Here is a 12,954-nt window from a genome sequence, read left to right as displayed (position 1 = left end):
GCTCCCCGGAGCCCGCGAGGGGGAGTCATGAGTGCCACGGTCGATCAGTACGTCGCCGCCCTGCGCACCTCGCTCAAGGAGAACGAGTCGCTCAAGGCGCTCAACCGCGAGCTGACCGACGCCGCCGCCGAGCCGGTCGCGGTCGTCGGCATGGCATGCAGGCTGCCCGGCGGGATCACCTCGCCCGCGGACTTCTGGGCGCTGCTCGACGCGGGAGCCGAGGCCACCGGACCCGCCCCGCTCGACCGCGGCTGGCCGGACGCCGCCGCGGTGACCGGCGGGTTCCTGCCCGACGCCGGACAGTTCGACGCCGCCCTGTTCGGCATCTCCCCGCGCGAGGCGCTGGCCATGGACCCGCAGCAGCGGCTGCTGCTGGAGACCGCGTGGGAGACCGTCGAGCGCGCGGGCATGAACCCGTTGGCACTGCGCGGAACGCGCACCGGCGTCTACATCGGCTCGTCCACCTCCGGCTACGGCATCGCCACTCCCGCCACCGAGGACGTCGAGGGCTACCTCGGCACCGGGTCCGCGCCCAGCGTGCTGTCCGGCCGGGTCGCCTACGCGCTCGGTCTGGAAGGCCCCGCGCTCACCATCGACACCGCCTGCTCCTCCTCGCTGGTCGCGCTGCACCTGGCCGCCCAGTCGCTGCGCCGTGGCGAGTGCACGCTGGCGCTGGCCGGTGGGGTCACCGTCATGGCCAGCCCCGGCGCGTTCGCCGAGTTCGGCAGGCAGGGCGGGCTTGCCGCCGACGGCCGCTGCAAGTCCTTCGCCGAGGCCGCCGACGGCACCGGCTGGGCCGAGGGCGTCGCCGTGCTGCTGGTCGAGCGCCTGTCCGACGCCCGCCGCAACGGGCACCCCGTGCTGGCGCTGCTGCGCGGCTCCGCCGTCAACTCCGACGGCGCGTCCAACGGGCTCACCGCCCCCAACGGCCCCGCCCAGCAGCGGGTGATCGCCGACGCGCTCGCCGCCGCCGGTCTCGCACCGTCCGATGTGGACGCGGTGGAGGCGCACGGCACCGGGACCGTGCTCGGCGACCCGATCGAGGCCGGTGCCGTCCTGGCCGCCTACGGGCAGGACCGCGACCGGCCGCTGTGGCTCGGGTCGGTGAAGTCCAACCTCGGCCACGCCCAGTCCGCCGCGGGCGCGGCCGGTGTCATCAAGATGATCCTCGCGCTGCGCAACGAGACGCTGCCCCGCACCCTCCACGTCGAACGGCCGTCCCCGCACGTGGACTGGGCCTCGGGCGCGGTGTCCCTGCTGACCGAGGCCCAGCCGTGGCCCAGCGGTGACCGGGTCCGCCGGGCCGGTGTGTCCGCCTTCGGTGTCAGCGGCACCAACGCCCACGTGATCATCGAGCAGGCACCGGCCGAGGAACCCGCCGGGCGCACCGCGCCGACCGCGCGCATCCCGTGGGTCCTCTCCGGCAGGACAGCGCAGGCACTGCGTGCCCAGGCCGACCGGCTGCGCACCGGTCTCGACCAGGACGCGCACCCGGCCGACATCGCCTTCTCCCTGGCCACCACCCGCGCCGCCCTCGAACACCGGGCCGTCGTCCCCGCGGGCGACCGGGACGCACTGCGCGCCGTCGCGCTCGGCGAGCCGCACCCCGGCGTGGTCACCGGGACCGCCGCCCCCGGCGGGCTCGCGGTGCTGTTCACCGGGCAGGGCGCGCAACGCGCGGGCATGGGCCGCGGTCTCGCCGCCGCCTTCCCCGTGTTCGCCGCCGCGCTCGGCGAGATCACGGCGCGGCTGGGCGGCATCCCGTTCGACGACGCCGAGTCGCTCGGGCAGACCCGGCACACCCAGGCGGCGCTGTTCGCCTTCGAGGTCGCGCTCTACCGGCTGCTGGAGTCCTGGGGCGTGCGGCCCAAATACCTCGTCGGGCACTCCATCGGCGAGGTCGCCGCCGCCCACGTCGCGGGGGTGCTGTCGGTGGACGACGCCTGCGCGCTGGTCGCCGCGCGTGGCAGGTTGATGCAGGACCTGCCGCCTGGTGGGGCGATGCTGGCCGCCGAAGTGTCCGAAGCGGACGTTCCGGCGGGGATCGACGTCGCCGCGGTGAACGGTCCTTCGTCGATCGTGGTTTCCGGTGCCGAGGACGAGATCTCGGCGCTGGAGCAGTGGTGGCGGGCCGAGGGCCGCCGGGTGAAGCGGCTCGCGGTATCGCACGCGTTCCACTCGCGGCTGATGGAGCCGATGCTCGCCGAGTTCGCCGAAACGGTCCGGACCCTGACCTTCCACCAGCCGCGCGTGCGGGTGGTGGCGGACGGGGACGTCACCGACCCCGGCTACTGGGTGCGGCAGGTCCGCGACACCGTCCGGTTCGCCGACGCCGTCGACCGGCTAGCCGACGCCGACGTCGGCGCCTGGGCGGAAGTCGGGCCGGACGCGGTCCTCTCCGCGCTCGTGGACGGCGCCGTCCCGTTGCAGCGGTCCGGGCGGGACGAGGTCGACGCCTGGTGGCGCGGCCTGGCCCGGCTCCACGTCGCCGGTGTGGACGTCGACTGGTCCGTCGCGGGCGGCAACCGGGTCGACCTGCCTGCCTACGCCTTCCAGCGCGAGCACTACTGGCTGCTGCCCACCGCCGCCCCCGCGGCGGCGTCCGCCCCCGAGGACGCCTGGCGCTACCGGGCCGGCTGGCAGCCCCTGGCCGAGCGCGGCCCCGCCGCCCTGCCCGGCACCTGGCTGGTCGTCAGCCGCCCCGGCTTCGACACCACCCCCTACCTCGACGCACTGACCGGGCGCGGCGCGACCGTCCGGCACGCCGTGTCCGGCGACCTCCCCGACCTGTCCGGCGACCCCGTCGACGGCGTTCTCTCCCTGCTCGCCCTCGACGGCGCGGACGCCCTCGCCGACTCGGTCACCCTGATCAACGCCCTCGACGGCACCTCGGCCCCGCTCTGGGTCGTCACCCGCGGTGCGGTCGCCGTCGGCGGTGAGCGCCCCGACCCGGTCGCCGCCGGGCTGTGGGGCCTTGGCCGGGTCGCCGCCCTCGAACTTCCCACCCGCTGGGGCGGTCTGGTCGACCTGCCGGCCGACCTCGACACCGCCACCGCGGACCGCCTTGCCCGCGTCCTGTCCGGGACGGGGGAGGACCAGGTCGCCATCCGGCCCGGCGGCGCGTTCGGCCGCCGGATCGAACCGGCCCCGGCCCGGCCCGCCACCCCGTGGCAGCCGCGCGGCACGGTCCTGGTCACCGGTGGCACCGGCGCCCTCGGCGGCCACGTCGCCCGCTGGCTGGCGGGCCGCGGCGCCGAGCGCCTGCTGCTCGCCGGCAGGCGCGGCCCGGCCGCTCCCGGCGCCGCCGAACTGGTCACCGAGCTGACCGACCTCGGGGCCGACGTCACCGTGGTCGCCTGCGACACGGCCGACCGTGCCGCCGTCGCCGCCCTGCTCGCCGCCCACCCCGTGGATGCCGTCGTGCACGCCGCGGGCTGGGCCGAGTACGCCGCCCTGCCCGACGTCACGCCGGAGCACCTGGCCGCCGTCGCCGCCGCCAAGGTCGCAGGCGCGGTCCACCTGGACGAGTTGCTGCCCGACGCCGAGGCGTTCGTGCTGTTCTCCTCCGTCGCCGGTGTGTGGGGCGGCGGTGGGCAGGCCGCCTACGCCGCCGCCAACGCCACCCTCGACGCCATCGCGGAGTCCCGCAGGGCCCGGGGCGCGGCCGCCACCTCCGTGGCGTGGGGGCCGTGGGCCGGCGCGGGCATGGTCGCCGCCGGCACCACCGCCGACTACCTGCGCGAACGCGGTCTGCGCCCGATGGCACCAGCCAGTGCGGTCGCCGCGCTGGCCACCGCCGTCGACGGCGGCGACACCTGCGTCGCTGTGTCCGATGTGGACTGGAAGCGGTTCGCCGTGGCGTTCACCGCGACCCGGCCGAGTGCGCTGCTCGCAGGCGTGCCCGCCGCACGCGTCCACACGGAGGAGGTCGTCGCGCCGACCGGGTTCGCCGCGACACTGCGCGCACTCGCCCCCGCCGACCGCGACCGGACCGTGCTCGACCTGGTGCGCGCCAAGGCCGCCGCAGTCCTCGGCCACCCGGACGCCTCGGGGGTCGACCCGGTCCGGCCGTTCCGGGACCTGGGCTTCGACTCGCTCACCGCCGTCGAACTGCGCACCGCGCTGGCCGAGGCCACCGGTCTGGCCCTGCCGTCGACCCTCGTCTTCGACCACCCGGCGCCAGTCGTCCTCGCCGGGCACCTGGTGACCCGGCTGACCGGCGAAGACACCGGGAAAACCTCGGCAACCGTTGTGGCCAACGGAGATCCGATCGCGATCGTAGCGATGGCGTGCCGGTACCCGGGAGGGTTGTCCTCGCCGGAGGACCTCTGGCGGTTGGTAATGTCCCGCGGCGACGGGATGGGTCCCTTCCCCGCCGACCGCGGGTGGGACATGTCCGGTCCGGACGCGCCGACGGCGCGCGTCGGGGGGTTCGTCGACGGCGCCGCCGAGTTCGACGGGGGTCTGTTCGGGATCTCCCCGCGCGAGGCGGTCGCCATGGACCCGCAGCAGCGCCTGCTGCTCGAGGCGTCCTGGGAGGTGTTCGAGCGCGCCGGGGTCGACCCGACCTCGTTGCGCGGCAGCCGGACGGGAGTCTTCGCCGGGACCAGCGGCCAGGACTACGTGTCGCTGCTGCCCGCCGCGTCCGGGTACCTGGCCACCGGCGGCTCGGCGAGCGTCGTGTCCGGTCGGGTGTCCTACGTCTTCGGTCTGGAGGGACCTTCGATCTCGGTAGACACCGCCTGCTCGTCGTCACTGGTCGCTCTGCACCTGGCCGCACAGTCGCTGCGGCGGGGGGAGTGCGATCTCGCGCTCGCGGGCGGGGTGGTCGTGATGGCGACCCCCGCTGCGTACGTGGAGTTCGGCAGGCAGAACGGCGTGGCCGCGGACGGGCGCTGCAAGTCCTTCGCGGCGGCCGCCGACGGGACCGGGTGGAGCGAGGGGGTGGGCGTGCTGCTGGTGGAGCGGCTGTCGGACGCGCGGCGCAATGGTCACGACGTCCTCGCCGTCCTGCGTGGCTCCGCGGTCAACTCCGACGGCGCGTCCAACGGGCTCACCGCGCCGAACGGGCCGTCCCAGCAGCGGGTCATCCGCGCGGCACTGGCCGACGCCGGCCTCGAACCGTCCGATGTGGACATGGTGGAGGCGCACGGCACCGGCACCCGGCTCGGCGACCCGATCGAGGCGCAGGCGCTGCTCGCCACCTACGGCCAGGACCGCGACGAGCCGCTGTGGCTCGGCTCGATCAAGTCGAACATCGGCCACAGCCAGGCCGCGTCCGGCGTGGCGGGCGTCATCAAGACGGTCATGGCCCTGCGCAACGGCCAGCTGCCGCCCACCCTGAACGTCGACGCCCCCACCCCCGAGGTGGACTGGACCGCCGGGAACGTCGAGCTGCTCACCGAGGCCAGGCCGTGGCCGTCCGTCGGCAGGCCGCGCCGCGCCGGGGTGTCGTCGTTCGGCATGAGCGGCACCAACGCGCACGTGGTCGTCGAGGAGGCGCCCGCCGCCGACCCGGTGGACCCACCGGCCATGCCCGGTCCCGCCGACGTGCCGTGGCCGGTCTCCGCGCGCACCGCGACCGGTGTCGCCGCGCAGACCGAGCGCCTGCGCGACTGGGCCACCGGGCGCACCGGCCTCCGCCCGGTGGACATCGGCCTCGCGCTGGGCACCACCCGCGCCGCGCTCACGCACCGGGCCGTGCTGTCCAGCGCGGGCACCGGCGTGATCCACATGGGCACGGCGACCGGCGGGCGCACCGCGTTCCTGTTCACGGGCCAGGGCACGCAGCGAGTGGGCATGGGGCGGGAGCTGTACTCGGCGTTCCCCGTGTTCGCACAGGCGTGGGACGCGGTCGCCGACCGCATCGGTGGCGTGCCGCTTCACGACGTGGACCTGCTGAACCGCACCGACGGCGCGCAGTCGGCGCTGTTCGCGGTCGAGGTGGCGCTGTTCCGGCTCCTGGAGTCCTGGGGCATGGCACCGGAATTCCTGCTCGGCCACTCCATCGGCGAGCTCGCCGCCGCCCACGTCGCGGGGGTGCTGTCGCTCGACGACGCCTGCGCGCTGGTCTCCGCACGCGGCCGGCTGATGGCCGCCCTGCCAGAAGGCGGCGCCATGCTGGCCGTCGAGGCGGCCGAGGACGATGTTCCGGCAGGCGTCGACATCGCCGCCGTCAACAGCCCGACCGCACTGGTGGTGTCCGGTGCCGAGGACGAGATCCAGGCGCTGGAGGACCGGTGGCGCGCGGAAGGCCGCCGGGTCAAGCGCCTGGTCGTCTCGCATGCCTTCCACTCCAGGCTGATGGAGCCCATGCTCGCCGACTTCGCCGCCGTCGCGGAGTCGGTGACCTACCACGAACCCCGCATCGCCATGCCCGGCGACGTCACCGACCCGGACTACTGGGTGCGGCAGGTGCGCGGCACCGTCCGGTTCGCCGACGGCGTGGCATGGCTGCGGGAACAGGGCGTCACCTCGTTCGTCGAACTCGGCCCCGACCCGGTGCTCTGCGCCCACGTCGACGGCGCGGTCCCGGCCCTGCGCACGGGCCGCGACGAGACGACGACCGTGCTGTCCGCGGCCGCGGCGGCGTGGACGCACGGCGCGCGCCTCGACTGGGCCGCGTTGTTCGCCACCTGGGACGCCCGGCGCACCGAGGTCCCGACCTACGCGTTCGAGCGGGAGCGGTACTGGGCGGGCGGCCAGCCGCCGCTGCTGGGCGCCGAGACGCCGCTGGCCGCGGGCGGGGTGGTGCTGTCCGGCAGGCTGTCCACGGCCTTCCAGCCCTGGCTGGCCGACCACCGCATCCTCGGCGGGGTCGTGGTGCCGGGGACCGCGTTGCTGGAGATGGCGTTGCGCGCCGCGGCCCGCGCCGGCCGCCCCGCCGTCGCGGAGCTGACGCTGCACGCGCCGCTGGTCCTGCCCGAGCGCGGCGCGGTCCAGGTGCAGGTGTCGGTCGCCGCCGACGACACCCTCCAGATCCACGCCCGGCCCGACGACGACACCGCGCCCTGGACCCGCCACGCCAGCGGCCAGGTCGAGGCCGACGCCCCATCGCCCGACGGCCTCGACCTGGCCGCCTGGCCACCCGAGGACGCCGTCCCGCTGGACCTGACCGGCCTCTACGACCGGCTCGGCTCGGTCGGCCTGGAGTACGGGCCCGCGTTCCGCGGCCTGCGCGCCGCGTGGCGCCACGGTGACGACGTCCTCGCCGAGGTCGCCCTGCCCGAGGAGAACCGGCACGACCCCGGCGCGTTCGGTCTGCACCCGGCCCTGCTCGACGCCGCGGTGCACGCCGTCGGCGCGGGCGGCCTGTTCCCCGACGGCGCCCGCGTGCCGTTCAGCTGGTCCGGGGTGGCCCTGCACGCCACCGGCGCGGCCATGCTGCGGGTCCGGCTGACCCGCACCGGCCAGGACTCCCTGCGCCTGCGGGCCGCCGACGCGGCGGGTGCCACCGTCGCCGTCGTCGACTCGCTCACCGTCCGCACCCCCGTGGCCGGCGCCGCCCCCGCCGACCATGGCACGCACGACGCCCTGTTCGCCGTCGAGTGGACCCCGGCCGTCCTGGCCGACACCGCCACCGCGCTCCCCGACGTGGCCGACCTGCCGTCCGGCCCGGTCCGCGACGTGGTCTGCCACGCACTGGACCTGGTCCGCGCCCGGCTCGCCGGGCCCGGCACCGACCCGCTGGTGATCCGCACCCGCGGCGCGGTCGCGGCCAGGCCCGGCGACACCGTCACCGACCTCGGCGCGGCGGGTGCCTGGGGCCTGGTCCGTTCCGCGCAGACCGAACACCCCGGCCGGTTCGTCCTGGTCGACGGCGACGCCCCGGCCACCGTGCTGGCGGCCGTCGTCGCGTCGGGGGAGCCGCAGGCCGCGGTGCGCGGTGCGGACGTCCTCGTGCCGCGCCTGACCCGCGCCGCGACCCTGCCCGCGCTGACGATCCCGGCCGGGGACACCTGGCAGCTCACCCCGCCCGCCGACGGCACCCTCGACGGCCTCGACCTGGCCCCGGCCGAGACCGGACCACTGGCGGCAGGCCACGTCCGCGTGGCGGTCCGCGCGGCCGGGATCAACTTCCGGGATGTGCTGATCGCGCTCGGGTCCTACCCCGAGGCCGCGGCCATGGGCACCGAGGCCGCGGGCGTCGTGCTCGAAGTCGGCGACGACGTGCCGGACCTGCGCCCCGGCGACCGGGTGTTCGGGCTGGTGTCCGGTGGTTTTGGCCCGGTCGCGACCGCCGACCGCCGCCACCTCGCCCCGATCCCCGCGGGCTGGTCCTTCGCCACCGCCGCGTCGATCCCGATGGCCTACCTGACCGCCTACTACGGCCTGGTCGACCTGGCCGGGCTGCGCGCGGGCGAGTCCGTGCTGATCCACGCCGCCGCGGGTGGTGTCGGCACGGCGGCCGTGCAACTGGCCCGGCACCTTGGCGCGGAGGTGTACGGCACGGCGAGCCCGGCCAAGTGGCCCGCCACCGGCCTGGCCACCGACCACCTCGCCTCCTCCCGCGACCTCGGCTTCGCCGACCGGTTCCCCCGCGTGGACGTCGTGCTCAACGCGCTCGCGGGTGAGTTCGTCGACGCCTCGCTGGGGCTGCTGGCCCCCGGCGGCCGGTTCATCGAGATGGGCAAGGCCGACCTGCGCTCGCCCGCCGATATCGACTCCGGCGTCACCTACCGCGCGTTCGACCTCGGTGAGGCCGGGCCGGACCGCACCAGCGCCATGCTCGCCGACCTGCTCGCCCTGTTCGCGTCCGGCGCGCTGACCCCGCCGCCGGTGCGGGCATGGGACATCCGCGAGGCCGCCACCGCCTTCCGGCACATCGGGGCGGGCAGGCACACCGGCAAGAACGTGTTCACCATCCCGCGCCCGATCGACCCCGACGGCACCGTCCTGATCACCGGCGGGACAGGTGCGCTCGGCACCGCCGTCGCCGAGCACCTCGCCACCCGCCACGGTGCCCGCCACCTCCTGCTCGCCAGCCGAAGCGGGCGGGGCGGGCCGGACCGGGAGACGTTGCCCGGCACGGACATCCGGGTCGTCGCCTGCGACGTCACCGACCGCGCAGCCCTCGCCGGCCTGATCGCGGGCATCCCCGCCGAGCACCCGCTCACCGCGGTGGTCCACGCGGCCGGTGTGCTCGACGACGGCGTGGTCGAGGCGGTCACCCCGGACCGGCTGGCCGCGGTCATGGCCCCCAAGGCCGACGCCGCCATCGTCCTGCACGAGCTGACCGCCGACGCCGACCTGGCCGTCTTCGCCCTGTACTCCTCGGCTTCGGCCGTGTTCGGCACGCCCGGCCAGGCCAACTACGCCGCCGCGAACGCCGTCCTCGACGGCCTCGCCCAGCGCCGCCGCGCCGACGGTCTCCCCGCGACGGCCCTGGCGTGGGGCATGTGGGAGGGCGGCATGACCGGCGCGCTGTCCGACCACGACCGGGCCCGCGGCGGCACCGCGATCACCACGGCACAGGGCGCTGCCCTGTTCGACGCGGCCACCGCCATGGCACCGGCCCACGTCGTCCCCGCCAACCTCGACCTCGCGGGTCTACGCGCCTCCGACGTGCCGGTCCCGCCGTTGCTGCGCGGGCTCGTCCGCCCGGCGCCGCGGGCGGCGGCGCGGGAGACGCCCGGCGGTCTGGCCGACCAGCTCGCCCGGCTGCCCGGCGCCGAACGCACCCGGGTCGTGCTGGACCTCGTGCTGACCAACACCGCCCTGGTGCTCGGCCACCCGTCACCGGACGCCGTCGGCCCCGACCGCCCGTTCACCGACCTGGGCGTCGACTCGCTCACCGCAGTCGAGCTGCGCAACCGGCTGGCCGCGGCCGCCGGCGTCCGGCTGCCCGCGACGCTGGTGTTCGACCACCCGACGCCCGCGGCGCTCGCGGCGTTCCTGCTCGCCGAGGCGCTGCCCGCCGGACCGGCGCCCGCCGAGACCGCGCTGGCCGGCCTGGAGCGGGTCGCGGCCCTGCTGCCCGGCATGGACGAGCACGGCGTGTCGGCGGTCCGGGCCCGGATGGCGGCCCTGCTGGCCAAGTGGGAAGCGGATCCCGCTAACGACGGGCCCGGGAACGACGACCTCGACGACGCCACCCCTGACACGATCTTCGACCTCATCGACGGCGAGCTGACCGACGACCTCGCCGACGACCTGGTCTCGCACACCTGACCGACGACCTGCCCGACACGGATCCCAACCCCACCGAAGGAGCGACCGAGTGAACGCGACCGGCCACCCACCCGCGCTGGCGATCGCCGGACTGCACAAGACGTTCGGCGACCACGTCGCGGTGAAGCGCGCCGAACTGACCGTGGCACCCGGCTCTTTCTACGGACTCGTCGGCCCCAACGGCGCGGGCAAGACCACCATGCTGTCCATGGCCACCGGCCTGCTCCGCCCCGACGAGGGCCGCTCCCTGGTGTTCGGCGTCGACCTGTGGGCGGAGCCGGGGAAGGCCAAGCAGCTCATCGGCGTCCTGCCCGACGGCCTGGCCATGCCAGAGCAGCTCACCGGCCGTGAGCTGCTCACCTTCACCGCCCGGCTGCGCGGCATCGACTCCGCCACCGCCACCGCCCGCGCCGACGAGCTGCTCGCGGTCATGGAACTCGACGGCGACGTCGAGCGCACCCTCGTGATCGACTACTCGACCGGCATGCGCAAGAAGATCGGCCTGGCGGCCGCGATGCTGCACGCGCCGAGACTGCTGGTGCTGGACGAGCCGTTCGAGGCCATCGACCCGGTGTCGGCGGCCAACCTCAAGGCGATCCTGCGCGGCTTCGTCGCCGCTGGCGGGTCCGTCGTGCTGTCCAGCCACGTGATGGCGCTGGTGGAGCAGCTGTGCGACACCGTCGCGGTCATCGCCAAGGGCACGGTCCTCGCCGAGGGACCGGTCGAGGGCGTGCGGGCGGGCAAGACGCTGGAGGAGGCGTTCGTCGAGCTGGTCGGCGCCGACACCGCCGAGGCGAAGGGACTGTCGTGGTTGGCGTCCTGATCCGGATGAAGCTCGCGGTCCTGCGCCGGTCCACGACCGGCGGCAAGGCCAACTGGACCGCGACCGGCGCCCTGCTCGGCGTCCTCGCCGCGTTCGCGACGATCGCGGTCGCCGGCATCGACACCGCGCCCGGCACCGTCCTGGACCTGCTCGCACTCGTGTACGCGGTATGGGCGCTCGGCTGGATGCTCGGACCTGCCTGGACCGGCGAGCCCGTGCTGCGCGCCGAGCACTTCGCGCTGCTGGGGATCCCGCGTCACAAGCTCGCCGTCGGGCTGCTGGTGGCGGCGTTCGCCGGGATCACCACCGCGGTCTCCCTGGTGGCGTTCGCCTCGGCGATCGTGTTCGCCGCCCGGCTCGGCGGGGTCGTCCCGGTCGTGCTCGCGGTGCCCGCCGTGCTGCTCCAGCTCACCCTCGTGGTGCTGCTGTCGCGGCTGACCGCCCGGCTGTTCGCGGCGCTGTCACGGTCCAGGGCGGGCGCGGTGATCACGGCCGTGATCAGTGCGGTCATGCTGGTGCTAGCGTCATCCGGGTGGATCGTCTTCGCCGGTGTGGAGGCCGTCCTCACCTACGGGTTCTCCTCCGGGTTCTCCACCGTGGTGCGGGCGCTGCCGTCGAGCTGGGGCCTGGTCGCCATCGAGGCGTCCGCGCGGGGCGACTGGCTGTGGACCGCGGTGCCGCTGGCCGGGCTCGTGGTGCTGGCCGCGCTGCTGGTGCTGGCCTGGAGCCGGGTGCTCGGGCCGCCGCGCCTTGGCAGGCCGGTCGTGCGCGGCACCGCCGGCCTGCCGGCCACCGCGGCCGGGCGCACCGGCTCGGTGTACCGCAAGGAGGTCCGCACCTGGCTGCGCAGCCCGCAGCGGGTGCAGGCCCTCGTCCTCGCGCCCGTGTTCGCGGTCCTGTCCTGCCTGGTGCCGCTGGCCTTCGGAGCCGATGCGCTGCTGCCGTTCGCCGGAGCGCTCACCGCGGTGATGGGCGCCGCGGTCAGCGCCAACCTGTACGGGCAGGACGGCACCGCGCTGTGGATGAACCTGGTCGCGCCGGACACCGCGGCGGCCGACGTGCGCGGCAGGCAGCTGGCGTGGCTGACGTTCTTCGCGCCGGTGTCGATCCTGCTGACGATCCTGGGCACCGTCCTGTCCGGCGAGTACGGGTCGTGGCACTGGGCGTCCGCGGCGACCACCGGTGTGCTCGGCGCTGGCGCGGCACTGGTCCCGCTGATCGGCCTCAGCCAGCTCGCGCCGGGGCCGGACCCGCACCGCAACCGCAACTCGCCGATGGACCACGGCGACGCCGTCGGCGGCGCGTTCGCCGCGCTCGTCGGCACGCTCGTGCTCGCCGCACCGGCGATCGCGACCGTGGCCGTCGCCTCGGCGCTGGGCTACGAACAGCTCGAGGTCCTCGGCGTCGCGGTCGGTGTGATGACGGGCCTGGCGTACTGGACCTCGATCGGCGGTGCGGCCGTGCGCAGGCTGAGCGAGCGCGGCCCGGAGCTGCTGTACCTGATGCGCGCGGGCAAGGAGGCACAGGAGAAGGTCAACGCGGACGCGTCGGTCTTCGCCGCCATGCCGAAGTCCCGTCAGCGCCTCATGTGGGGTGCCTTCGGCATCGGCTGCATCGCGTTGTTCCCGCAGGCCGTCGTGCCGGGGATGATGCTGGCCTCGGGCGACGTCGCCAAGGTGTGGTTCCTCGCGCTGTACATGCCTGCGTCGTGGCAGTGGCCGACCATCGCCGCGATGGTCGTCGTGGCGATGGTCGCGTTCACCGTCGCCGTGCGGGTTTTCCTCGCCGAGCGGCGCAGAATCCGGAAAGCGCGGTCCGGTGCCGCCGTTACGGGTGCACAGGGGTTGACAGCCTGACTTCCGCACAGGGGTAGCACACGCACGGGGACTCCCCCCGGACTCATACGGGTCCGGGGGGAGTCCTTCGCGTTTCCGGCGTGGGGGCCGTAGGGGTGTATGGCA

The 12,954-nt window shown here is 75.5% G+C and carries 3 protein-coding genes; all 3 read left to right on the top strand.

What is annotated here, in order from left to right; genetic code table 11:
* Positions 1-27: 27 nt before the first annotated feature.
* Genes ACFPCV_RS05150 through ACFPCV_RS05140 form a run of 3 tightly spaced genes read left to right on the top strand, consistent with a single transcriptional unit; the run spans position 28 to position 12,849 of the window.
* On the top strand, positions 28-10,170 hold the full coding sequence (locus ACFPCV_RS05150; RefSeq protein WP_465251551.1) for an SDR family NAD(P)-dependent oxidoreductase: 10,143 nt from the start codon (positions 28-30) through the stop codon (positions 10,168-10,170).
* A 49-nt stretch (positions 10,171-10,219) separates the two neighbouring features.
* Entirely contained in the window at positions 10,220-10,993 is a 774-nt protein-coding gene (locus tag ACFPCV_RS05145) for an ABC transporter ATP-binding protein (protein WP_378054835.1), read from the top strand.
* Positions 10,978-12,849, top strand: coding sequence for a hypothetical protein (locus ACFPCV_RS05140; RefSeq protein WP_378054834.1), 1,872 nt, complete (start codon positions 10,978-10,980; stop codon positions 12,847-12,849). The genes ACFPCV_RS05145 and ACFPCV_RS05140 overlap by 16 nt, the downstream gene beginning before the upstream one ends.
* Positions 12,850-12,954 lie beyond the last annotated feature (105 nt).

The sequence above is a fragment of the Actinophytocola glycyrrhizae genome (genome assembly GCF_042653545.1).
Taxonomy (GTDB): Bacteria; Actinomycetota; Actinomycetes; order Mycobacteriales; family Pseudonocardiaceae; genus Actinophytocola; species Actinophytocola glycyrrhizae.
Note: the sequence above shows the minus strand (reverse complement) of the source record. Positions and strands in the feature narration are given on the sequence as shown.